The organism is Kitasatospora sp. NPDC059327 (assembly GCF_042752535.1).
Classification (GTDB): Bacteria; Actinomycetota; Actinomycetes; order Streptomycetales; family Streptomycetaceae; genus Kitasatospora.
This window is the reverse complement of the sequence record NZ_JBHYYB010000033.1, coordinates 30,913-53,978: the sequence shown is the minus strand read 5'-3', so window position 1 is coordinate 53,978 and position 23,066 is coordinate 30,913. Positions and strand designations below refer to the sequence as shown.

Sequence of the window (23,066 nt, the reverse complement as noted above, 5' to 3'; positions counted from 1 at the left end):
ACCGGTCAGATCGAGGAATTGAAGGCGGCGACCGCGACCCGGCCGGCTTCGGCGCCGGGCAGGGCGCGCCGCAGCCGGGCGGCGAGCTCCTCCGCGCCGAGGGCGGCGAGTTCGGCGAGCGAGGGTCCTCGGTCCGGGGCCTGAGCGTCCGTCAGTTCGGTGCCTGGCCTGGTGCTGATTACCGGAGTCATATTCGTTCCTTAGGCGCGGTTAGAACCTGCCGAGGGTGGGTAAGCCACCCGATTGCGACCAATGTAGTACCCAGCCGACGTCCGCGCGGCACCTTGCGGTCTCAAGTTGGTCTCCCCGGCCGGTCGACGGCCTGTGGCGGCGCCCGAAGGCCCCAGAAATCACCCGTCCGGCGGTCGCGCACTTCGCCGTGGCGCGCGCCGAACCGTTTCCGCCGGGCCGGTCCCGGCCCGGCGGAACGACCTCGACTCAACGTCCGACGGCGTACCCCCAGAGGCTCGCGGTGACCTGGGCGCTCAGCGCCCCGGCCGTCCCGGCGCAGGACGCGACGACCATCGCGTCGAACGCCCGTCGCAGCAGGGCCTGGCGGCGCGGTGGCACCGGCGCCACCGGGGGCCGGTCCTGGTTCTGGGTAGGCTGGTGCATCGGAGTACCCCTCCTGTGTAGAGACCGGTGCTCTCGGGGGGAGTCCCATGACGGTCAGGCGGCCACCTGACCGGTCGTCAATGGGGCTTCCCCCGGCTCATTTCCGCGGTAATTCACAATGTACTGCCCGCGGGACGGCCGCGTTGCGGTGAATTGGGTTCCCGGCACGGTCGGCACCGGGGGAATTCATCCGGGCGCCGGTCGCGTTCCCGACCGGCCCGGCCGTGTCCGCATTCTAGCGTCCCAACCCCCGCACGGCCCCGAGGAGTTCCTCGGTGAACTCCCGGCCGTGCGCGGTGAGCCCCCCGCTGCCGAGCAGGGTAGTACCGGCCGCCAGGGCGTGCCCGCGCCAGCGGGTGAACTCCTCGGCCGCCCGGCCGCCCTCCGCCGCACCGGACCGCTCGGCGCACCAGAAGTCGGCGACACCCAGGTGCGCGTAGGTGCCCTGCAGCAGGGCGCCGACCGGGCGCGGGTCGGGCCGCCAGGGGGCGTGGTGGACGGCCGCGCCGTCGGGCCGGTGCAGCGGGACGAGGTCGAGCAGCGCGCCGAGTTGGAGGTGCAGGAACTCGTGCACCAGAGCGAGCGCGAGCAGCACCGGATCGCCCGGCAGCGAGGCCGCCACCGCGCCGTACGCCCGGCGCGCGGCGGCACTGACCGCCTCGCCGCCCGGGGCCGGACGCAGCGGGACGATCGTGGTGACGCAGGCCGCGACCGCCTCCGCGTACGGCCGGTGGCGGCGCACCAGGATCCGCCAGGCGTCCGCCAAAGCGGTGTGCCAGGAGGCGAGTTCGCGGGCGTCCAGCGGCCCGGCGGGCGGCCGCCCGTAGTCGACCCGGCGCTGCCCCGCGTGATCGACCGCCGGGGCCCAGCGCAGCCCGTCGCACTCCAGCCGGAGCGGTTCGGCCACCGGGGGCCGGAGGAACTCCCGCAGCGCGTCCAGCCGGACGGCCTCGCCCGCCGTGCGGGCCCGCAGGCTGTCGGCCGCCCAGGCGTCCAGCTCCGGCCGCAGCAGGACCTCCTCCCACCGGGCCCGGTCCGTCCGCTGCGAGGCCCGGACCTCGGCGTACGCCGCGCGGTAGCCGGCGTCCTCGGGCGCCGCCCGCCGCAGCGCCAGCAACAGCAGCGCGCGTTTGCTCAGCTGCCCGGAGCGCAGCAGCCGGACGGCCTCCGGTCCGCCGCGCGCGGCCGCGATCGCCCGGAACGTCGCCCGGTCCACCCCGTGCCGGGGCAGTCCGTCCGCGCCCGGCCCACCCGTACCAACCACCGGTCATCCTCCTCGCTTGGCACCGGCCGTGTCCGCCCGCAGCCTCCCCGCGATGTGGCGGATCAGCCGGTCCAGGTCGGCGCAGTACACGGACGGGTGAGCGAAGCCGCCCCCGGCCGCCGGGCCGGGGTAGCGGTGCGCGTACAGGCCGCCGCCGCACACCCGCACCAGCGGGCAGGCCGTGCAGACCGGTCCGAGGCCGTCGAGGCCGCGCTGGCGGCCGCGGAACGCCGGGTGCGCGGCCGCCTCGCCGAAGCCGTGCCGGAACACGTCCAGGCCGGTTCCGGCGGCTCCGTCGGCCACCACCTTGAGGCTGTCGGCCTGTTCGATCGCGCCGTCCGTCTCGACCACCACGAGGTCCACCGGCGCCAGCCCGACCGCCTCGCTGGCCGCCCGCCCGCCGAGCAGGAGCACGGCCAGCTCCTCGAAGAGCCGGACCCCGGTCTCCCGCCGGGGGGCGCCGTACCAGCGGTCGAAGGCGGCGATCAGCCACTCCCCGTAGGGCGCCGCGTCCCGGCCCGAGGGCGGGCCGGTCGGCAGCGCCCGGCGCACCCCGGCCGGCGGGGCCGCCCACGTCCCGTGCGGCAGCAGCAGGTCGACGCGCGGCGGCGCGAACTCCAGCAGCGCCTCGTAGGTGGCGACCGGGTCGGCGGCGAGGTCCACCACGCAGAGCAGCCCGGCGAACAGCTCCCGGTGGGCCGCCGAGCCCAGCAGCCGCAGCGCCTCGGCCGTGCGCGCCCAGCTGCCCCCGCCGGACGGCAGCCGCCGGTGCCGGTCGTGGTCGGGGGCGGCGCCGTCCAGCGACACCCCGACGGCGACCCGGTGGCGGTGCAGCACGTCCAGCAGCGCCGGCTCGTCCAGCAGCCGCAGTCCGTTGGTCTGCAGGCTGAACCGCACCGTCGGCGCCACCTGCGCCAACTCCGCCAGCACCGCGTCCAGATGGGCGGCGCCGACGAGCAGCGGCTCGCCGCCGTGCAGGATCACCGCGACCTCGTCGAGGCCGCGGTCGGCCACGTGCTCGGCGATCCGCCGGGCCGTCCGGCGGACCGTCGCCAGCTCCATCCGGCGCGGGCGCCGGCGCCAACTCTGGTCCGCCGCCTCGTACATGTAGCAGTAGTCGCAGGCCAGGTTGCACCGGCTGTGGACCTTGAGCAGGAACTGGCGGAACGGCACCATGCCCGCGAGCCTAGCCGCCGGCCGGCGGTCCGCCCGCCGGGCCGGCACCACCGGCCCGGCCCGCGCGGCCGGCCGGTGTCACACCGACGGCGGCTCGATGTCGGAGTCCAGCCGCAGCCCCGCCTTGACCGCCACCGTGGTCGGGTGCTCCTCGCCGAGGGTCTGCCGGGCCCGGCGGACGCAGTCGCCGCGCAGTTGGGCCGCGCGCTCGCCCTCCCCCGCCGCGGCCAGCGACAGCGACAGGTTGGAGTTCACCCCGATGGCGTCGTAGTGGTCCGGCCCGAGGGTCTCGGCCATCAGCGGCGCCGCCCGCTCCTCGAAGGCCAGCGCCGCCGCCGGTTCCCCGGACAGCACGAGGTCGTTGGCGTGGTTCATCATCGCGATCGGGGTGTACGGGTGCTGGTCGCCGAGGACGGTCCGGAACTGCGCCAGGGTGCGGCCGGACAGCTCCCGCGCCTCCGCCGTGCGGCCGGCCAGCCGCAGGTAGACGGAGAGGTTGTTGGCGCCGGCCAGCGTGACCGGGTGGTCGCCGCCCAGGTAGTCCCGGTAGCGGGCGAGGGCGCCTTCGGCGAGCTGGATCGCCCGGTCGGTGTCGCCGAGCGCGCTGAAGTCGCTGGCCAGGTTGGTGGCGGCGGCCAGGGTGTCCGGGTGCTCGGCGCCGTTGATGTCCAGGTAGCGCTGGTAGATGTCCTCGTCTATCTCCAGCGCCTCGGGGTAGCGGCCGGCCCGGCGCAGCGCCACGGCGAGGTTCTTGCGGGCGCGCAGGGTGTCGGTGTGGCCGTCGCCGATGGTCTGCTGGTAGATCCGGACGGTCTCCTCCAGCAGCTCCAGCGCCTCCCGCAGCCGTCCGGTCTCACGCAGGTCGCGGGCGTAGTTGGAGGCGGAGGACAGCGCGTAGAGGCTGTGCGCGCCGAGCGCGTCGCGCTGCTGGAGGTAGTTGCTGCGGTGGCGCTCCAGGGCGGCCCGGCGGTCACCGGCGAGGTAGTCGGACACCGCCAGGTTGTTGGTGATCATGAGGGTGCGCGGGTGGTCGGGGCCGAGGGTGCGCCGGGCCGCGTCCAGGGTCTTGCGGTCGCGGGCCCGGGCCTCCTCGTAGCGCCCGAGGAAGCGCAGGTCGGCGCCGAGGCTGTTGGCCACCGCGAGGGTGTGCGAGTGCTCCGGGCCGAGCGTGGCGGTGAAGCGGTCCAGGATGTCCTGGTCCATCTCGTAGGCCTCGTGGAGGGCGCCCTGGGAGCGCCGGATGTTGCTGAGCTGGGTGCGCAGCATCAGCGTCTGGGCGTCGTTCTCGGCGTCGAAACCGGGGCCGCCGTAGTCCTGCTGCCGCCAGATCTCCAGGGTCCGCTCGGCGAGGTCGCGGCCGGACTCGTGCAGGCTGCGCTTCCACTGGTAGCGGACCGAGTCGATGATCCACTGCCGGACGTCCTCGTCGCCGCTGCCGGCCGCGCCGGAGGGCCACAGGTGCGGCAGGAGCTCCGCGTACTGCGGCCAGTTGGCGGGAATGTCCGGGTCGCCGGGGTTGGCGGTGGCGAGCGCGGCGTGCACGACCGCCCGCAGCCCGGCCCGCTGCTCCTCCCCGACCTGGTCGCGCAGCACGGCCTGGACCAGCCGGTGCACGGTGATGGTCTCGCTGCCCTGGTCGGTGCGGGCCAGTCCGAACCGGTTGATGGCGCGCAGGAACTCGCCGATCGCGAGCTTGTCGCGGGGCGCGCGCGGCGGCAGCCGCAGCGCGTGGGTGACGGCGCGGCTGTAGAGCAGCCGCATCGGGATGGCGTCGGGCCCGAAGAACGCGCAGATCTCCAGGATCTGGGCGGCGGGGGCGTTCAGCCGGCGCAGCTCCTCGACCGAGATCCGCCAGGTCGCCGCCGCCGAGTGCGGGTACTCGGCGGTGCGCAGCCGGGTGCGCTCCAGCATCTCGGTGAGTTCCTCGTCGAGCAGTTCGAGGTAGGTGGCGATGGGCATCGACGTCTCCTGCAGCCAGACCGCGGCCTGGCCGACGGCGAGCGGCAGGTCGCCGAGCCGGTGCGCGACCTGGTCGGCGTCCTCCGGGGCGAGGCCCGAGTTGAAGCGCCGCAGCAGCCGGACGCTCTCCTCCCGGGTGAAGACGTCGACCTCGACCAGACCGGCGTGCTTGGACCAGCCCTGGTTGCGGGAGGTGATCAGCACGTGTCCGCCGGAGGAGCCGGCCGGCAGCCAGGGCGCCAGCTCCTCGGGAGTGCCGGCGTTGTCGTAGACCAGCAGCCAGCGGCGGTACGGCTCGCCGCGGCGCAGCGCGTCCAGCACCGCGGCGGCGGTGTGGGCGACGTCGTCGCTGCTCTGCACGCCGAGCCGGGGGGCGAGTTCGGCGAGCTTCTGCGGGATGTTGGCGGGCTCCTCGGCGGGCACCCACCAGACCACGTCGTAGGCGGCCTTGAAGCGGTGCGCGTACTCGCCGGCGATCTGCGACTTGCCGGCGCCGCCGAAGCCGTAGAGCACCTGGCTGAGCACCGCGGTGGGGCCGCCGGTGAAGCGGTTGCGGAGCAGCTCCAGCAGCCGGCCGCGCCCGGTGAAGGAGGCGTTGCGCGAGGGCGCCTCCTGGATCTGCGGCGCGGTGCCGGGGAACCGCGCGGGGGCCGCGAACTCACCGCTGTCCCCGTCCGGCTGGCGGACGCTGCCGGGCGGCGGCCCGAGCTCGCTGTACAACTGGGACTCGGCGAGCACGGCCGAGGAGCGGACCAGGTCGGGAACGGCCCGGCCGACGAACGGACGGGGCACCGGCTCGTCCGAGTCCTGCAGCCGCAGCGCCACCAACGCCGGGGAGCCGGAGCTGAGTTCGTGACCGCTGAGCAGTTGCCAGGCCTCGACCGCGCGGGGCAGCGCGGTGTACTCGGGCGACAGCAGGGCGAGCAGCCGGCCCTGCCCGTCCAGCGGGCCGGCGGCCTCCGGCGGGCGGCCGCCGGGGTACGGCTCGGCGGCGTTGTGCAGCGAGGTCTGGTAGCCGAAGCCGGTGAGGGTGGCGGCGGCCCACTCCGCCCACATCCGGTCCTCGGGGGCGTAGCTGACGAAGACCTGCCGGGGCATGGTGCGGGTGGAGCGCAGGTAGGCCCCGTACAGCCGGCGGCGGGCCTCGCCGGTGAGCGGGCGCAGCGTGCGGACCCGGCCGTCGGTGATCCAGCCGGCCAGCCGTTCGAAGGCGTTGAGCAGGCTGCGCGCCTCCTGCGGCCGGTCGGCGACGGTGGCGGGCACCTCCTCGTAGGCGTAGAAGGGCTTGTACGGGACTTCGACGTCGCTCCAGTAGGCCGCCCGGCGTTCGGCGGACAGCCAGCGGCCGAGGTAGGGCGCGAACGCCTCGCGGGCGTAGTCCCGGCCCGCTTCGAGGCGTTCCTGCTCGGCGTCCTCGACCCGCATCGGCACCGGCAGGACGCGGATGGCCCGCTCATCGGCCTCGGCGATGGTGCGGGCCGCGTCCACGCCGCCGCGGATGTTCTGCGCGCTGAAGGTGAAGCAGTCGACGACGGAGTCGGGCATCAGGACGGTGCAGATGCCCGAGGTGTCGCTGACCCCGGTGCGGCTGTCGATCAGCACGTAGTCGTAGGACCGGGCCCAGCGGTCGCGCAGCTCGCGCAGGAACTCGCCGCCCCGGATGTCCCGCCCGTGGTAGAAGCTGCGCCAGTTGAAGCTGGTGACGGCGGCGGGGTAGGCCGCGTTCTGCCGCCCGGCCGGCAGGAAGTCCAGCCGGCCGCCGGGCGGCAGGTCGAGCGCCAGGCCGCAGATGTAGCCGCCCAGCCGGCCCGGTTCGTCGAGCCAGGCGGCGGGGGCGAGCCCGCCGCCCGGGCCGGCCACGCTGGGGAGCGCCTGCTTGACGTAGGCGCGCAGCAGGTCGATCAGGCCGTCGGTGGCGTGCAGTTCGGGATCCACCAGCAGCGGGTGGTAGTAGCGGTGCAGGCCCGGAGCCTCCAGGTCCCAGTCGACCACCAGGACGCGCAGGCCCCGGCTGGCCAGGATCCAGCCGACGTTGGCCAGCGCCATCGTTCTGCCGGTGCCGCCCTTGAACGAGTAGAAGGTGACGACCGATCCCGGTCCGGTCCGCTCCGGGTCTGCGCCGGGCTCAGCGAACATCGTCCTGCTCCCTCCTCGACGGCACTGCCGTCCCGTCCGGGCTGCGGCGCGGTCCCGGCGGCCCGGCCGGGACGGCCAGTCCGGGCATCACCGGGGCGGCGTCCTCCCCGTCGGGGCCGAAGCCGAAGGCGGCGCCGTCGTCATCGTCCCCCCAATCGAAGTTGTCGTCCATGAGCTTGTTCTGAGCGACCGTCACCATGATGGTGAGGTCGGTGTCGAAGCTCTCCCGGCCCACCGCGACGCGGAACAAGTGCTCCAGGTCGCTCCGGCGCAACCAGTTGCGGCGGAACACGCCGCGCACGCCGGTCCACAGCGCGTCGCGCTCCGGGCCGGCCGGCGGGTCGTCCGTCCCGGCCGGGACCATCACGCCGGTGACGGGGTGGTTCTGGTCGTCGTACTCGCGCAGGGCCGGGCGGTAGACCTCGCTGCCGGCCATCCACGGGTCCACCAGCAGCACGCTGACCTGGTTGTCCTCCCGGGCCCGGTCGAGCCGCTCGCCGAGACCGGGCCCGATCTCCTCCAACGTGGTGGTGTGCCCGGCGGAGGTGATCACCTGCTGGGCGCGGACCGCCAGCGGCGGCTGGGTCGGCGGGTGGTAGGGCGCCCACTGCCACGACTTGGCCCCGTACCAGCCGCCGCGGCACGCGCCGCCCGCCCCGGCGGCGGCCGCGGCGTCGGAGGAGCGGCCGGCGGCGATGAACAGCCGGACCATCCCGGCGGTGGGCGCGGGGCGGATCGCCGGCACCACCGGGAAGTAGCCGCGGACGGCGCCGAGGTCGAACTCGGGCAGTTCGCCGAGCCGCCGGGCGGCGGCGTCCCGGATCCGCTCGGCGACCACCCGGACGACCAGCCGGTAGTCGGGGCCCAGCGGGTCGGTGCGCAGCAGGTCGCGCAGGCCGGAGCGGGCGTAGGCGTCGCCCATGCCCTGCTGGACGAACTGGATCTTCCTTACCTCGTCCGGCAGTTCGCCCGGCAGGGTCTCCCACAGCACCGGGATCAGGGCCGGCACGACCTCGCCGGCCAGCTCCTCGTGCCGGCGGACCCGGCCGCGGAAGGCCGTCCACTCCTTGCCGCAGTAGAGGCTGGCGAAGTAGGCGGGCGAGTAGAGCGCGACCATGGTCCGGCAGCGGGCCAGCATCTGGGCGAGCTGCTGCTCCCAGTTGTCGCCCAGGCGCAGCCCCTCGGTGTCGCGGTAGGCGAGCTCGTCGGCGCCGGCGGCGGGTTCGATCCGGCCGAGTTCGTCCCGCAGGTCGTTGAAGAACTGGTCGACGAAGGCGTCCCCGGCCTCGTAGTCCCGCCGGGCGTAGCTGAAGAAGAAGTACGGCCGCACTGATCCCCCCGGGGCCGACGGTGCCGCGACTGCGCTGCTGTCATACCCAGCATGTCGTGAACTCCACCGGCGGCGCCCGGCAGTTGGCCAAGCTGGTGGGCGCGGGCTCCGGCGGCGCGCCCCCGGTCCTGCCCTAGAGCGCCGACTGGAAGGCCGCGACCGGCTCCGCACCGGGAGTCAGGACGTCCGAGACCACCCGGCGCAGCAGGTCGCCGAGGACGGTGTCGGGCAGGGCGTCGATCTCGTCCAGCGGCAGGGCGGTGACGTCGACCAGGTCAGAGCCGAGTCCGGCGGCGGTTTCCGCGCTGGTGACGCCCATCAGTCCCTCATTCGATCGTCTCGGCCCGCCGGGCCGGTGGCCCGGGGAGTCGGTCCCGGTCCGCGACGCGCATCCTACACCCGGGCATGACGGGTCATCAGGTGCGCGGGGGGCGCCGCGCCCGGCGCTTTCCCCGGTCCGCCGCCGCGGGCCCCCGGGGGCGGCGGGGCCGCCCGGGCACCCGGCCGGGCGTCACGGGCAGAGCCGCTCCACCCGCCAGCCGGTCGCCGCCGCCGGGTCGGCGAGGAAGCGCAGCCGGTCGTGCAGCCGGTTCGCGCGGCCCTGCCAGAACTCGACGCTCTCCGGGACCACCCGGTACCCGCCCCAGAACGGCGGCACCGGCACCCCCTCGCCCTCCGGGTAGCGGCGCTCCAGCTCCGCGTACCGCTGCTCCAGCACCTCCCGGCTGCCGACCGGGCTGGACTGCTCACTGGCCCAGGCCCCGAGCTGGGAGCCGTGCGGACGGGTGCGGAAGTAGGCGGCGGTCTCGTCCCGGCCGACCTTCTCGACCCGGCCCTGCACGATCACCTGGCGGGCCAGCACGATCCACGGGAAGAGCAGGGCCGCCTGCGGGTTGGCGGCCAGCTCGGTGCCCTTGCGGGAGCCGTAGTTGGTGAAGAACACGAAGCCGCGCCGGTCGAAGCCCTTCAGCAGGACCGTCCGCGAACTCGGCCGGCCCCCGGCGTCGGCGGTGGAGAGCACCATCGCGTTCGGTTCCACCACCCCGGCGTCGTCCGCCTCGTGGAACCAGCGGGTGAACTGGGCGATCGGGTCGGCGGCGACCAGCTCCTCGACCAGGCCCTCGTGGGCGTAGTGCTCGCGCATCACGGTCAGGTCCGGCCCGGGCCGGGCCTCCTCGGCCAGGATCCGGGTGGCGGGGCTCGGGGGCGTCGACTGGGCGCGTTCCGGGGTCTGCACGTCAACATCATCCCGTACGACAAGCAACCGGCACCGCTACCTCCGGACAAACCCCGGTGGGAGATAAGGTGTCTCGCCACCGTTCGACCGCCCGAGCTACAGGCAAATGTCCGGAAACCGATGATTGATTCCGGAGATTCGCCGGGCACGACCGGCCCTCAGGTGAAGGTCGAGCGGTCCTGCGGGAAACATCACCACTGTGGTGTATGGCGCAATGCACCCCGTGCCTGTCACGCTGGCACCGAGTGCCAACCACCATCGGTCACTGGCGTACCGCCCCACCACGGCGGACCGCCGATCGCAGAGCTGAAGGAGCCGTCGTATGTCCGACTTCGTACCCGGGCTTGAGGGAGTCGTCGCTTTCGAGAGCGAGATCGCCGAACCCGACCGTGAAGGCGGCGCCCTGCGGTACCGCGGAGTCGACATCGACGACCTGGTCGGCCACGTCTCCTTCGGCCACGTCTGGGGCCTGCTGGTGGACGGCAAGTTCAACCCGGGCCTGCCCGCCGCCGAGCCCTTCCCGATCCCGGTCCACTCCGGCGACATCCGGGTGGACGTGCAGTCCGCCCTCGCCATGCTCGCCCCGGTCTGGGGCCTCAGGCCGCTGCTCGACATCTCCGCCGAGCAGGCCCGCGACGACCTCGCCCGCGCGGCCGTGATGGCCCTCTCCTACGTGGCGCAGTCCGCCCGCGGCCAGGGCCTGCCGATGGTCCCGCAGAGCGAGATCGACAAGGCCGAGACGGTCGTCGAGCGCTTCATGATCCGCTGGCGCGGCGAGCCCGACCCGAAGCACGTCAAGGCCATCGACGCCTACTGGACGTCCGCCGCCGAGCACGGGATGAACGCCTCCACCTTCACCGCCCGCGTCATCGCCTCCACCGGCGCCGACGTGGCGGCCGCCCTCTCCGGCGCGGTCGGCGCGATGTCCGGCCCGCTGCACGGCGGCGCGCCGTCCCGGGTGCTCGGCATGATCGAGGAGATCGAGCGCACCGGCGACGCGACGGCCTGGGTGAAGAACGCGCTGGACAAGGGCGAGCGCCTGATGGGCTTCGGCCACCGCGTCTACCGCGCCGAGGACCCGCGCGCCCGCGTGCTGCGCCGCACCGCCAAGGAGCTCGGCGCGCCGCGCTTCGAGGTCGCCGAGGCGCTGGAGAAGGCCGCGCTGGAGGAGCTGCACAACCGCCGCCCCGACCGCGTGCTGGCCACCAACGTCGAGTTCTGGGCCGCCATCATGCTGGACTTCGCCGAGGTGCCGGCGCACATGTTCACCTCGATGTTCACCTGTGCGCGCACCGCCGGCTGGTCGGCGCACATCCTGGAGCAGAAGCGCACGGGCCGGCTCGTCCGCCCCGCCGCGCGCTACATCGGCCCGAACGCGCGCAGCCCGCGCGACATCGAGGGCTACGGGGCCATCGCGCACTGAAAACCGCTGGTGGGCAGCGGGTCCGACACTCCGCCGGACCCGCTGTTTCCGCAGCTCGCGGCCGTGAAGATCGCATCTCAGCGGGCGGACCGGCGTACCGCTGTGGCGGGGGCGGCCGGTAGGCTGCCGCCCGTGGCTCAGATCCAGATCCCCGCTGACATCAAGCCCGCAGACGGCCGTTTCGGCTGCGGCCCGTCCAAGGTGCGCCCCGAGGCCCTGAGTGCCCTCGCCGCCACCGAGACCTCCCTGCTCGGCACCTCGCACCGCCAGGCCCCGGTGAAGAACCTGGTCAAGCGCGTGCGTGAGGGCGTGAGCAGCCTCTTCTCCCTCCCCGAGGGGTACGAGGTGGTCCTCGGCAACGGCGGCTCCACCGCCTTCTGGGACATCGCGGCCTTCGGCCTGGTGCGGGAGAAGTCCCAGCACCTCGACTTCGGTGAGTTCTCCTCCAAGTTCGCCTCCTCGGTCAAGGCGGCCCCCTGGCTGGGCGAGCCGACCGTGATCAAGACCGCCCCGGGCACCCACCCGCTGCCGGTCGCCGAGGCGGGCGTGGACGTCTACGCGCTCACCCACAACGAGACCTCCACCGGCGTCGCGATGCCGATCGGCCGTCCGGCCGGTGCCGACCAGGGCTCGCTGGTCCTGGTGGACGCCACCTCGGGCGCCGGCGGCCTGCCGGTCGACATCACCGAGACCGACGTCTACTACTTCGCCCCGCAGAAGTCCTTCGCCGCCGAGGGCGGCCTGTGGCTGGCGACGTTCTCCCCGGCCGCCCTGGAGCGCGCCGCCGAGATCGCCGGCTCCGGCCGCTACATCCCGCCGTTCTTCGACCTGCCGACGGCCATCGACAACTCGTCGAAGGACCAGACGTACAACACCCCGTCGATCGCCACCCTGTTCCTGCTGGCCGACCAGCTGGAGTGGCTGAACGGGAACGGCGGGCTGGACTGGGCGGTCGCCCGGACCGCCGACTCCTCGTCCCGCCTGTACGGCTGGGCCGAGAAGTCGTCGTTCGCCAACCCGTTCGTGGCGAACCCGGCCGAGCGCTCCCAGGTGGTCGGCACGATCGACTTCGACGACGCGGTGGACGCCGCGGCCGTCGCCAAGGCACTGCGTGCCAACGGCATCGTCGACACCGAGCCGTACCGCAAGCTCGGCCGCAACCAGCTGCGCGTCGCGATGTTCCCGGCCATCGACCCGGCGGACGTCGAGGCGCTCACCGCCTGCGTCGACTACGTGGTCGAGCGGCTCTGAGCCGCCGGCCGGCCGAACGGGCCGGCCCACGCGTGAGGGCCACCGCCCGCGGGCGGTGGCCCTCACGCCGTTGTCGCGCTACCTGCCGACGACCGAGCTGATCAGCACGACCACCAGCAGCAGCACCAGGGCACCGGTCACGATACGCATACGAGTCTTGGGGTCCACGGTCATCGAGCGTACCTGCGCCCGGCCGGCGGCTGGACCCCGAGGTTCGATCCGCCGCTGGCGTCCAGGTTCTGCCCGGTGATCCAGCGGGCGTCGTCGGAGACCAGGAAGGCCACGACGTCGGCCACGTCGGCCGCCTCGCCGACCCGGTCGAACGTCGAGTAGGCGGCCACCCGCTCCCGCGCCCGCGGGTCGGCCAGCCAGGGGTTGATGTCGGTGGCGACGACGCCCGGCAGCACCGCGTTGACGGTGATCCCGCGCTCGCCGAGCTCCTCGGCGAGGGTCAGGGTCAGGGTGTTCAGCGCCCCCTTGGTCATCGCGTACGAGACGGCCGCCGGGAAGGCGACCCGGGTGACCCCGGACGAGACGTTGACGATCCGGCCGCCGTCGCGCAGCCGGCCCAGGCCATGCTGGACGACGAAGAACGGCGCCCTGGCGTTCACCGCGAAGACCCGGTCGAACTCCGCCTCGGTCACCTCGTGGATCCGCCCGGGCTGACCGGCCCCGGCGTTGTTGACCAGGATGTCCAGGCCCGCGCCGCCGCCGTGCGCGGCCAGGGCCTCGTCGAAGGCTGCCCAGAGCGCCGGGGCGTCGCCGGGCACCCCCAGCTCGGCGCCGACCGCGAAGGCCCGCCCACCGGCCCGCCCGATCGCCTCCACGACCTCCGCCGCCGCCTCGGCGTTGCCGCCGTAGTGGACGGCGACGAGTGCGCCGTCCCGCCCCAGCCGCTCGGCGATGCCCCGCCCGATCCCCCGGCTGCCGCCCGTCACCAGTGCCGTCCTGCCCGTCAGCGCGCCCATGGCTACGCCCCCTCAATTCTGTAGCGGTCGCTAATGAAAGGAACCGTACCAGAGTTTCTGTAGTGGTCGATATAGAATGACCGGCATGGCCACCACCCCCGCCGCCCGCGTCCCGGCCTCGCCCGCGGCCACGCCCGCGGCCACGCCCGCGCAACCCCGCACCCCGCAGCGCGGACGCCCGCGTTCCTTCGACCGCGAGGCCGCCCTGGAGCAGGCCCTGCGACTGTTCTGGGAGCGCGGCTGGGAGGCGACCTCGGTCGCCGATCTCACCGCCGCCATGGGCATCCGCCCGCCGAGCCTGTACGCGGCCTTCGGCGACAAGCGGGCGCTCTTCGAGGAGGTCGTCAGCCGCTACCAGGGCGGCCACGGGGCGTACGCGACCCGCGCGCTGGCCGAGGAGCCCACCGCCCGGGCCGGCATCGCCCGCATGCTGCGCGAGGCCGCCGCCCAGGCCACCGACCCGGACCACCCCTGGGGCTGCCTGCTGATCAGCTCGACCGTGAACTGCACCTCGCCCGAGGTCGACCGGGCGGTCCGGGCGATCCGCACCGCCAACCTCCGCGCGCTGGAGTCACTGATCCGGGCGGACGTCGCGGCCGGCCACGAGCCCGCCGAAGCCGATCCGGCGGCGCTGGCGCAGTTCACCGCCACCGTGCTGCAGGGGATGTCCCAGCGGGCCCGCGACGGCGCCGGCCGGGCCGAGCTGGAGCGGGTGGCCGCCGACGCGATGCGGGTCTGGCCCTGACCGACGGGCGGCGGGCCGGTCCCACCGACGGGCGCGGCCCGGCCCCGCGGGCGTCAGCTCCAGCGGGCCAGCGGCCAGGAGCGGACCGTCCCGTAGTGCGCGAAGCCGCCGTCCGGCTCGCTCTTCATCAGAAGCAGCTCCGCGGCCTCCCACTCAGGCCCCCGGTACTCGTCCAGCGCCAGCACCAGGGAGTCCAGTTCGGCCGCCGCCATCCGCCGCACCGCCCGCCGGTGGCCCCGGGAGGAGCCGGCCCGGGCCAGGGTCAGATGCGGGTGGAAGCCGAACGCGTCCACCTCGCCGACCACCTCCGCGGTGGCCTCGTTCACGGCCTCGGCGAGCCGCCGCAACGCCCACGCCTGGCCCTCCACCCCGGCCCAGAGCACCCGCTCGCCGAACCGCCCGGCCCCCGCGAGCCGCAGCCGGTGCGCGGCGTGCACCCGGGCCACCGCCGCCAGCCCGCTCTCCAGCTCCGGCAGCCGCTCCACCGGCACCTCGCCGAGGAAGGCCAGGGTGAGGTGCCAGCCCTCGACGGCCGTCCAGCGCAACCGGTCCGCCCCCGGCAGACCACGCACCGGGGCCACCGCGTCGGCCAGCCCCCGCACCGCCTCCACCGGCGGCGACACCGCCACGAAGAGCCTCATGGGGCCATCTTCCCCCGCCGGACGGTTTGGGCTAGAACCTGTTCATGAAGATCCGTACCGGCGGCCCCGCCGACACCGCCGACATCCTCTCGCTGCTCGACGGCGCGGTGGCCTGGCTCGCCGCGCACGGCCGGGCCGACCAGTGGGGCGACCAGCCCTGGAGCACCACCCCGGCCATGATCGACCGCATCGAGGGCTACACCGCCGAGCAGTTCCTGATCCGGCTCGCGACGGACGACGAGGGGCGCGCCATCGGCTGCTGCGTCCTGTCGGAGCAGGCCAACGCGTACGCCACCCCCGTCGACGAGCGCGAGCTGTACATCCGCAACCTGGTCACCGACCGCGCCCTGAAGGGCTCCGGCATCGGCGCCGCGCTGATCGCCGACGCCGTCGACGAGGCCCGCCGGCGCGGCATCGGCCTGGTCCGGGTGGACTGCTACGCGAGCGAGGACCGCCGCCTGGTCGGCCAGTACCGCGCGCTCGGCTTCACCGAGACCGAGTCCTTCGAGTCCGAGTACAAGGGCAAGCCCTGGCGGGGCCAGATCCTGGAGATCCGGCTCTGACCCCGCACCCCGGGCGCACCGCGCGGCGCGCCCGGGGCCGACCGTCCGTCAGCAGGCGGCGGCCAGCTCGGACTTGGCCGGGACCACGGTGCGCGGCACGAAGGCCACCACCCGGCCGCCGCGGCCCGGGTGCAGATCGAACCGGAGCCGCAGGTCCGCGCTGCGGGCCAGCACCAGGCCGATCACACCGGCCGCCAGCGCCGAGACCAACCCGCAGGCCAACAGCCCGAGCCGGGGCCCGTACGAGGCCGTCACCCAGCCCACCACCGGGGCGCCGATCGGCGTGCCGCCGGTGAAGACCAGCACCAGCAGGCCCATCACCCGGCCCCGCATCGCGGGGTCGGTGGCCAGCTGGAGCATCGAGTTGACCGAGGTGTTGAAGCTCAGCCCGAACACCCCGATCAGGGTCAGCAGCAGCGCGAAGGACCAGTAGCCGGGCGCGAAGGCGGCCAGCACCTCCAGGGCACCGAAGGCCAGCGCGGCGGCGACCAGCCGGCGCAGCCTGGGCGCGCCGCGCCGGGCCGCGAGCAGCGCCCCGGCCAGTGAGCCGACCGCCATCGCGGTGTTCAGCAGGCCGTACTGCCCGGCGCCCACCTTGAAGGTGTCGTAGGCGAAACCGGAGAGCAGCGTCGGGAAGTTGAACCCGAAGGTGCCGATGAACCCGGCCAGCACCATCGGCCAGAGCAGCTCGGGCCGCTCCTTGACGTAGCGCAGGCCCTCCCGCAGCTGCCCCTTCTGGCGGGAGATCGGCGCGGTCGGGCGCAGTTCGCCCGTCCGCATGGCGAGCAGCCCGCCGATCACGGCGGCGAAGGAGAGCGCGTTCACCGCGAAGGCCCAGCCGCTGCCGACCGCGGCGATCAGCAGGCCCGCGACGGCGGGGCCGACCAGCCGGGCGGTCTGGAAGTTGGCGGCGTTCAGGCTGACCGCGTTGGCGAGGTCCTTGGGACCGACCATCTCGGAGACGAAGGCCTGCCGGGTGGGGTTGTCCACCACCGTGACGAGGCCGAGCAGGAGCGCGAACGCGTACACGTAGTACGGCGTCACCACGCCGCCGATGGTCAGCACGGCCAGCCCGAGGGCGAGCAGGCCCATCGCGCCCTGGGTGTAGATCAGCAGCCGGCGCTTGGGCATCCGGTCGGCGAGCACACCGCCGAAGAGGCCGAGCAGCAGCATCGGCAGGAACTGCATGGCGGTGGTGATGCCGACCGCGAGCGGGCTGCCGGTGAGGCTGAGGACCAGCCAGTCCTGGGCGATCCGCTGCATCCAGGTACCGGTGTTGGACACCACCTGGCCGGCGAAGTAGTAGCGGTAGTTGCGGACGCGCAGTGAGGAGAACATCCCTCCGGGCCGGGTGAAGCGGGCTCCGGTCGGGGATTCCTGAGCGGCGGGGGTGACCGCCGCGGTGCGTTCGTCGGGGTCGTCGTCGCCGTTGCCGGGCAGCCCCGCGGGGGCGGGTGCCGAGGCGTCGGCGGCCGTGGCGGTGGCCGCGGCGGGTTCGGTGGTCGGGTCGTCGGTGCGGATGGCGGCGCTGGCTGCGGCCGGCGGTGTCACGGTGCTCTCCCCTCGCGGCGCGACGACCCGGCGGGGGGTCGTCGCGCTCCTGGTTTCGGTGGTCGGTGCTGCGGTGATGCGGTTCTCCTTCGTCCTCCGGCGGCTGACCGGAACTGCTGGGCCCAGAGCGTGTCTTACAGGTGTGCGAGCTTGTAGAGCACCGGCGCGGCCGCCCTCAGGGCGGCCCACTCCTCCTCGTCGAGACCCTCGGCGAGTTCCGCGAGCCAGGCGTTGCGCCGGCGGCGGCTCTCCGCGAGGATCACCTCCGCCTGTTCGGTACTGCTGACGACCACCTGCCGGCGGTCCTCCGGGTGCGGCTCCCGCCGCACCAGGCCCTTCTCCTCCAGCATCGCGACGATCCTGGTCATCGAGGGCGGCTGTACGTGCTCCTTCCGGGCGAGCTCACCCGGCGTGGCCTTCCCGCAGCGTGCGAGGGTGCCCAGCACCCCCATCTCGGTAGGGCTGAGCGACTCCTCGACCCGTTGGTGACGCAGGCGACGGGAGAGGCGCATGGTGGACGACCGCAGCTGACTGACGGCTGCGAGGTCCTGCTCGGACATCTCGGGCATGTATTTAGCTTACGTCATTACTCTCGCTAAGGAAAATTGCCAGGCGGGGACACCCGGGCACCCCCGGCGGGGCCGCCGGACCTCGCGGACCGCCGGGGCGCGACCCCGCGCCCGGGCCGACTTGCCGCGCCGCACAGCGCGCCGGGCGCGATGCTGGTCATGACGGGTTTCCCACCCACCCCGCAGCAGAAGGGCCGACCAGAAATGTCCGACCTCGCCACCGAGCAGAACGACACCGGCTTCGCCCGCCTCGCCATGGTCACCATCGACTGCGCCGACCCGGTCGCGCTGGCCGCCTTCTACGGCGAGCTGCTCGGGTGGGAGACCAGGCACGTGGACGAACGCTTCGCCATCCTGGACAACCCCGAGGGCGGCAGCCCGCTCGGGTTCGGGCGGGTCACGGGGTACCGGCCCGAACCGTGGACCGAGCCCGACGGCAGCAAGCACTTCCACCTGGACTTCTACGTCGACGACCTGGAGGAGGCCACCGCCCGGGCCCTGGCGCTCGGCGCCACCGAGCCGCAGTACCAGCACGGCCGAACGCTCAAGGTGCTGATCGACCCGGCCGGCCACCCGTTCGGACTAGCTCCCCTGGAGTGACGGCGCGCGGTCGCGACAGGCCCGTCGACCACCTCCTCGCGACCGCCCCACGACCCCGCCGCAACCGCCCCACACCCCCGCCGCACCCCCGCCGCGACCGCCCCGCGGCACGCATGCGCAGGCCGGGTGTGCATGCGCAGGCGGCGTCAGAGCTTGGTGGCGAGATCTTGCCGGTCACGTGAAGACCGCCCCTGACCTGCGATTTCACCAAATGACCGAACATTGTGCGACTCATCGGTAGTGGTTACTGTCGCCCGTTGTCAGGGGCACCACACGCCAGGTCTACCCCGGGCAGGACCGACCACGACGCCGCACGTCCCGCGTCCCGGCACTGCCGTCCTTCACGACCGGCCGCTTCCCGGCCGACGGGTCCGCCCGATGCCTGGCGTCAGTCCTCCCCCAACCCGTCCAGGGAGTTCCTCGTGGGTGAGATCCACCATGCCGACCTCGGCTGGGTGACGCCGGCGGTCTCGTACTTCGTCGCCTGTCTGGGTGCCTTCGTCGCCCTGCGCAGCGCCCGTTGGGCGCTGGTCTCGTCGGGCCGCACCCGGACCTACTGGCTGCTGTTCGCGTCGACGTCGCTCGGCGCGGGCATCTGGTCGATGCACTTCATCGCAATGCTCGGCTTCTCCGTCACCGGGGTCGAGATCACCTATCGCCCGGGGCTGACCGTGCTCAGCCTGATCGTCGCGATCGCGGTGGTCGGCCTCGGCATCTTCACCGTCGGCCACAGCCGCCACCGCCGCACCGCGCTGCTCGCGGGCGGACTGACCACCGGGCTCGGGGTGGCGGCGATGCACTACCTCGGCATGGCCGCGATGGTCCTGCCCGGCCACCTCGGCTACGACCACACCACGGTGGGTCTCTCGGTCGGTATCGCGATCTTCGCGGCGACGGCCGCGCTCTGGGCCGCGCTGAACATCAGGGGCACCGTCGCCGTACTGGCCGCCGCGCCCGTGATGGGCGTCGCGGTGTGCGCCATGCACTACACCGGGATGGCGGCGGTCTCCGTCCGGCTGGACGCCGCGCAGGGCACCCAGGGCGGTGTGATGGCTCTCCAGTTCATCTTCCCGCTGGTGGTCGGGCTGGGTTGCTACATCTTCTTCGGCTCGCTGGCCTTCGCGGTCTCGCCGAGCCGCGGCACCGTCAACGCCCAGCCGGTCCTGGTCGGCCGGGCCGCCCCGCTGGCCCCGCGCGGGCGCTGAACGCCGGGTCCGGCGGGGGTGCCGGCCGCGGCACGACACCCCCCGCCGGAACCGCGCGCACCCCCGCCGGACCACGCTCAGCCCGGGCGGACCACGCTCACCCCGGGTGAACCGCACTCACTCCGGCCGGCCGAGCGGCTCCGTGAGGTGCTCCGGCGTGGCCACCGGGCAGACCTTGTGCACGAAGTCGCGCCGCAGTCGGTGGTACGGCTCGCCGTCCCGGTAGAAGTTGCGGTGCATCCGCCGCAGCTCCCGCGTCCGGTGGTCGGCCAGCGTCCCGGTCTCCTCGCCCTCGGCCCGGCGGCGCTTCTTCTCCACCAACCGGCCGGTCAGCTCCGGGGACCCGGCCAGCCGGGCCGCCTCGCGCTCCACCCAGTCCCGGAACCCGGCCGCGTCGCCGCCCGCCGTCCGGTCCACCAGGCCCAGCCGCGCGGCCCGGGGCGCGCCCACCGGCAGGGTCCGCGTGGTCAGCAGCTCGGCCTGCTCGGCACCGACCCGGCGGGGCAGCGTGTAGGTCCAGTACTCGGAGCCGTAGAGGCCCATCAGCCGGTAGTGCGGGTTGAGCACCGCCGACTCGCGGCACCAGACCTCGTCGGCGGCGATCGCCAGCATCAGCCCGCCGGCGGCGGCGTTCCCGGCCAGCGCGGAGACCGTGAGCTTGTCGGTGGTGGTGAGGACCGCCTCGACCAGGTCGTCCATCGCGTTGATGTTCTCCCAGGACTCCAGCGCCGGGAACGTGGCCCCCTCGATCACGTTGAGGTGGATGCCGTTGGAGAAGAAGTCCCGGGCCGCGCCCAGCACCAGCACCGAGGTCGGCCGGTCCGCCGCCTCCCGGTAGGCGGCCAGCAGACGGCGGCACTGATCGGTGCTCATCGCCCCGCCCGCGAAGGAGAATTCGAGGAAGCCGACGGCGTCCCGCTCGTGGTAGCGAATCTCCGCCCAGGTGTCCCGCCCGGCCGCCGAGACCGGGGTGACCGGCACCTCGCGGACCCGGTGCAGGTGGTCGGCGAGCACGGTCGCGGCCGGCTGCTTGAAGGTGGCCGGCCCGCCGGGCGTCCGACGCGGACGCAGCTGCGGGATCCAGACCGCGCCGTCCACGGTGGCCCGGCAGATCGCGCCGTCCCGCTTGGCGATCACCGCGCCGGGCCGGGCGCCGCGCAGCTCGTCCTCGGGGTACCCGCCGTGCAGGAAGTACTCGCGTCCGTGGAGCTCGTCGAGCACGCCCGGCTGCGAGTCGGCGGCCCGCAGTTTGCGCAGCACGGTGGCGGTGTCGTCGGCGGACCAGTCGATCCGCCGGTCCTCCTGCCTGAGGAAGGGCCGCAGCCGGCCGAGGACGTCGGGCCGGTCGTAGTCCAGCGGTTCGGGTGTGAACAGCCCGCCCTCGAAGCGGCTGACCGCCAGCAGCACCGCCTCCACGGCGGCGTCCGCGACCTCGCCGCGGTAGAGCTCGCTCTTGCCGCAGGCCCGCACCGGGAAGTCGACCGACGCCCAGATGTCACCGGCGTCCATCTCCGCCACCGCCTGGAGGACGGTCACGCCCCACCGCTCGGCGCCCTCGGTGATCGCCCAGTCGAGCGAGGAAGGGCCTCGGTCGCCCTTCGGGCCGGGGTGGACGATCAGGACGGTCCGGGTCGACCAGATGTCCGCCGGGATCGCCTTGGTGAGCATCGGGCAGATGATCAGCTCGGGGTCGGTCCGGGCCACGGCGGCCCGGACCGGCTCGTCGCCGAGCGCGAGTTGCACGGCCACCTCGTGACCGCGCTCGCGGAGTTCGGTGTGGACGCGCTGGGTCAGGCTGTTGAACGCGGTGGCGATCAGAAGAACGCGCAAAGGGGGCCTCCGGGCAGTGACTTACGTCGTGCGCGGAGGCGATGAAACCAGGGCATGGACACGTAACGATTACGGACGGGGCTTCCCCCGCCGACCCTCACCCACCTTGCACACCTGTGCCGACGACATCCCGTACGCTTCGCCCGATCTCCCCACGACCTCCCGATTCCACGTCGAACCGGCGCCGGCCCGGCCGGTCACCCGGACGCCCGTCACCGGGCTCACCGGGGGAACGCGCGCCTGGCCCGCCAGGTGGTGTGCTCGCGCGAGACCGCGTCCTCCGCCTCGGCGGCCAGCCGGGCCCACCGCGCCTCGGCGTCCGGGGCCTTCAGGTCGAGGTCGGAGAGCTGGTTGCCGACGTTCTCCAGCTCGCGCGCGGCCAGCTGGTACGCGGCGGCCAGCGGACGCAGCTGCTTCAGCTGGGTCCAGGCGATCACCGAGGCGGCCGCCGCCGAACTGGCGCCGAAGACGTGCACCGGCAGCGCGCCGACCGCCTGCGCGATCGCCGCCGCCGCCCCGATGATGATCAGCGCGGCGATCCCCAGCCCCCAGGAGACCGCCTGCGTCTCGCACGCTTCGGCCCGCGACCGGTACCAGGTGCGCTGGCCCTCCACCCGGGTGCGCAGGTAGAGCGTCCGGCGCGCGACCAGGCTGTCGGCCCGCACCCGGCGCATCTCCTCGGTGATCTCCGGGACGGAGCCCGGCGGCACGATCTCCGGGTCCTCGAAGGCGTGCATCACGTCCTCCACCTGGAGCAGGTAGCCGCGGTCCACCTCCGCCGACCGCGCCTCGCCGTCGAAGGGCCGGGCCCGCATCGAGTACTTCCAGGCGAGCGTCTTGACCGACTCGGCCGCCGCCCGCGCCTCGTACCACCGCCCCTGCGGGTTGCTGCGGCGCAGCCGTGACCAGAAGTAGCCGGCCACCAGGAACGCCACCACCGAGAAGAGCGGTGTGATGTCGCTGTCCCCCCGGTGCTCCGGCCCCGGCAGTGAACCGACCACCGCGGCGACCACCAGCATCGCGATCAGCCCCCGGTACCAGCGCAGCGTCTCGCGCTGACCGTCCAACGAGGCCTGGTCAGCCGTCCGGAACAGCTCCGGCAGCAGCTTCGCCTCGTCTCCCCCGGGCGGATCCTGTTGCACCATCGGTAGAGCCCCCTCCCCGTCTCCCGTCCAGGCAGTATGCCCACCACCAACTGCCCTACACAGGCCCATTCTTGACAGATTCTTCACGTCGGTGATTGATCACACCGGTGGCACCCGTTATAACCGGTTACATGCCTCTGCACTGGAAGCTCGTCGTCGACTGCGCCGATCCGCACCGCCAGGCCGCCTTCTGGGCCGCCGCCCTGGAGTACCGGATCGAGGACCACAGCACGCTGATCGAGCGACTCCTGTCGGCCGGCGCGGTCACCCCCGACCTCCTCACCGAGATCGACGGCCACCAGGCCTTCCGCGCCCTGGCCGCCGTCCGCCACCCCGACGAGCCCTTCGACCCCGTCAGCGACACCGGCCTCGGCCACCGCCTGCTCTTCCAGCAGGTACCCGAACCCAAGACGGTGAAGAACCGCCTCCACCTCGACCTCCACCCCGGCCCGGCCGCCCGCGACGCCACCGTGGCCCGCCTGGAGACCCTCGGCGCCACCGCCCTGCGCCACGTCAAGGAGCCCGGCGGCGAACACGTGGTGATGGCCGACCCCGAGGGCAACGAGTTCTGCGTGCAGTAGCCGTCCGCCGGGCCGGAGCGGGAAGTCGGCGGGTCCGACTTCCCACTCCGGAGTTGTCATCGGGCGTCCACCTCGATCCGACCGCGAGGCACTCGAACCAGTGCCCCCACCAGCCTTCCGACGCGCCGACATCGCCTGGGACCCACCGATCTGGCCGGGGGGGGGGGGGGGCGCGCGCGCGCGGGCCCCCGCCGGCCCGGGGGGCGGGGGGCGGGGCGGGGGCGGGAACCGCGGCCCGCCGGGCCCACCCCGCACGCGGCGCCGCCCCGGCGGCGGC

The 23,066-nt window shown here is 74.0% G+C and carries 21 protein-coding genes; 7 read left to right on the top strand and 14 right to left on the bottom strand.

The annotated features are described in order from the left end of the window. Positions 1 to 5: 5 nt before the first annotated feature. The 8 genes from fxsA (ACFXHB_RS21270) to pdxH form a co-directional block, all read right to left on the bottom strand. Positions 6 to 191, bottom strand: a complete 186-nt coding sequence (gene fxsA / locus ACFXHB_RS21270; RefSeq protein ID WP_380576155.1) for an FxSxx-COOH cyclophane-containing RiPP peptide — start codon at positions 189 to 191, stop codon at positions 6 to 8. A 247-nt stretch (positions 192 to 438) separates the two neighbouring features. Beyond that, on the bottom strand, positions 439 to 615 hold the full coding sequence (locus ACFXHB_RS21265) for a hypothetical protein (protein ID WP_380576154.1): 177 nt from the start codon (positions 613 to 615) through the stop codon (positions 439 to 441). A 235-nt stretch (positions 616 to 850) separates the two neighbouring features. Continuing rightward, positions 851 to 1,879, bottom strand: coding sequence for an aKG-HExxH-type peptide beta-hydroxylase (locus ACFXHB_RS21260; RefSeq protein ID WP_380576153.1), 1,029 nt, complete (start codon positions 1,877 to 1,879; stop codon positions 851 to 853). A gap of 3 nt (positions 1,880 to 1,882) precedes the next feature. Beyond that, positions 1,883 to 3,055, bottom strand: coding sequence for an FxsB family cyclophane-forming radical SAM/SPASM peptide maturase (locus ACFXHB_RS21255; RefSeq protein ID WP_380576152.1), 1,173 nt, complete (start codon positions 3,053 to 3,055; stop codon positions 1,883 to 1,885). 78 nt (positions 3,056 to 3,133) lie between these two features. Further along, positions 3,134 to 7,150, bottom strand: a complete 4,017-nt coding sequence (gene fxsT / locus ACFXHB_RS21250) for an FxSxx-COOH system tetratricopeptide repeat protein (RefSeq protein WP_380576151.1) — start codon at positions 7,148 to 7,150, stop codon at positions 3,134 to 3,136. Continuing rightward, entirely contained in the window at positions 7,140 to 8,480 is a 1,341-nt protein-coding gene (locus ACFXHB_RS21245; RefSeq protein ID WP_380576150.1) for a TIR-like protein FxsC, read from the bottom strand. Before ACFXHB_RS21245 ends, fxsT begins: the two co-directional genes overlap by 11 nt. A 133-nt stretch (positions 8,481 to 8,613) precedes the next feature. After that, positions 8,614 to 8,799 (bottom strand): FxSxx-COOH cyclophane-containing RiPP peptide, encoded by a 186-nt coding sequence (gene fxsA / locus ACFXHB_RS21240; RefSeq protein WP_380576149.1) that lies wholly within the window; start codon positions 8,797 to 8,799, stop codon positions 8,614 to 8,616. Positions 8,800 to 8,991: 192 nt separating this feature from the next. Then, positions 8,992 to 9,624, bottom strand: a complete 633-nt coding sequence (gene pdxH, locus ACFXHB_RS21235; RefSeq protein WP_380576181.1) for a pyridoxamine 5'-phosphate oxidase — start codon at positions 9,622 to 9,624, stop codon at positions 8,992 to 8,994. Positions 9,625 to 10,039: 415 nt separating this feature from the next. Here pdxH and ACFXHB_RS21230 point away from each other — a divergent pair, with 415 nt between their 5' ends. Continuing rightward, positions 10,040 to 11,140 (top strand): citrate synthase 2, encoded by a 1,101-nt coding sequence (locus tag ACFXHB_RS21230; protein WP_380576148.1) that lies wholly within the window; start codon positions 10,040 to 10,042, stop codon positions 11,138 to 11,140. Between the two features lie 132 nt (positions 11,141 to 11,272). Next, entirely contained in the window at positions 11,273 to 12,391 is a 1,119-nt protein-coding gene (gene serC, locus ACFXHB_RS21225; protein WP_380576147.1) for a phosphoserine transaminase, read from the top strand. Positions 12,392 to 12,561: 170 nt separating this feature from the next. On the opposite strand, the gene ACFXHB_RS21220 is transcribed toward serC, so the two are convergent. Continuing rightward, positions 12,562 to 13,359: an SDR family oxidoreductase gene (locus ACFXHB_RS21220; protein ID WP_380576146.1), complete on the bottom strand. Its 798-nt coding sequence runs from the start codon at positions 13,357 to 13,359 to the stop codon at positions 12,562 to 12,564. A gap of 85 nt (positions 13,360 to 13,444) precedes the next feature. Here ACFXHB_RS21220 and ACFXHB_RS21215 point away from each other — a divergent pair, with 85 nt between their 5' ends. Continuing rightward, positions 13,445 to 14,104: a TetR/AcrR family transcriptional regulator gene (locus ACFXHB_RS21215; protein ID WP_380576145.1), complete on the top strand. Its 660-nt coding sequence runs from the start codon at positions 13,445 to 13,447 to the stop codon at positions 14,102 to 14,104. A gap of 53 nt (positions 14,105 to 14,157) precedes the next feature. Here ACFXHB_RS21215 and thpR read toward each other — a convergent pair whose 3' ends face one another. Next, complete coding sequence (gene thpR / locus ACFXHB_RS21210; RefSeq protein ID WP_380576144.1) at positions 14,158 to 14,745, bottom strand: RNA 2',3'-cyclic phosphodiesterase; 588 nt, start codon at positions 14,743 to 14,745, stop codon at positions 14,158 to 14,160. Positions 14,746 to 14,789: 44 nt separating this feature from the next. On the opposite strand from thpR, the gene ACFXHB_RS21205 reads away from it, so the two are divergent. Further along, positions 14,790 to 15,308, top strand: a complete 519-nt coding sequence (locus ACFXHB_RS21205; RefSeq protein WP_380576143.1) for a GNAT family N-acetyltransferase — start codon at positions 14,790 to 14,792, stop codon at positions 15,306 to 15,308. Between the two features lie 48 nt (positions 15,309 to 15,356). Here the strand turns inward: ACFXHB_RS21205 and ACFXHB_RS21200 are convergent, their stop codons facing one another. Then, positions 15,357 to 16,859 (bottom strand): MFS transporter, encoded by a 1,503-nt coding sequence (locus ACFXHB_RS21200; RefSeq protein ID WP_380576142.1) that lies wholly within the window; start codon positions 16,857 to 16,859, stop codon positions 15,357 to 15,359. 134 nt (positions 16,860 to 16,993) lie between these two features. After that, complete coding sequence (locus ACFXHB_RS21195; protein WP_329489192.1) at positions 16,994 to 17,428, bottom strand: MarR family transcriptional regulator; 435 nt, start codon at positions 17,426 to 17,428, stop codon at positions 16,994 to 16,996. A gap of 159 nt (positions 17,429 to 17,587) precedes the next feature. Here ACFXHB_RS21195 and ACFXHB_RS21190 point away from each other — a divergent pair, with 159 nt between their 5' ends. Both ACFXHB_RS21190 and ACFXHB_RS21185 read left to right on the top strand, forming a co-directional pair. Next, entirely contained in the window at positions 17,588 to 18,028 is a 441-nt protein-coding gene (locus ACFXHB_RS21190) for a VOC family protein (protein WP_380576141.1), read from the top strand. A gap of 422 nt (positions 18,029 to 18,450) precedes the next feature. After that, the gene (locus ACFXHB_RS21185; protein ID WP_380576140.1) at positions 18,451 to 19,233 is read left to right on the top strand and encodes an MHYT domain-containing protein; all 783 of its coding nucleotides are present in this window, start codon (positions 18,451 to 18,453) and stop codon (positions 19,231 to 19,233) included. A 117-nt stretch (positions 19,234 to 19,350) separates the two neighbouring features. Here ACFXHB_RS21185 and ACFXHB_RS21180 read toward each other — a convergent pair whose 3' ends face one another. Both ACFXHB_RS21180 and ACFXHB_RS21175 read right to left on the bottom strand, forming a co-directional pair. Beyond that, complete coding sequence (locus tag ACFXHB_RS21180; RefSeq protein ID WP_380576139.1) at positions 19,351 to 21,063, bottom strand: hydrogenase maturation protein; 1,713 nt, start codon at positions 21,061 to 21,063, stop codon at positions 19,351 to 19,353. A gap of 221 nt (positions 21,064 to 21,284) precedes the next feature. Next, on the bottom strand, positions 21,285 to 22,208 hold the full coding sequence (locus tag ACFXHB_RS21175) for a DUF4231 domain-containing protein (protein WP_380576138.1): 924 nt from the start codon (positions 22,206 to 22,208) through the stop codon (positions 21,285 to 21,287). A 131-nt stretch (positions 22,209 to 22,339) separates the two neighbouring features. On the opposite strand from ACFXHB_RS21175, the gene ACFXHB_RS21170 reads away from it, so the two are divergent. Next, positions 22,340 to 22,789 carry a VOC family protein gene (locus tag ACFXHB_RS21170; protein WP_380576137.1) on the top strand — a complete coding sequence of 150 codons (450 nt, stop codon included), beginning with the start codon at positions 22,340 to 22,342 and terminating at the stop codon, positions 22,787 to 22,789. The last annotated feature ends 277 nt before the right edge of the window (positions 22,790 to 23,066 follow it).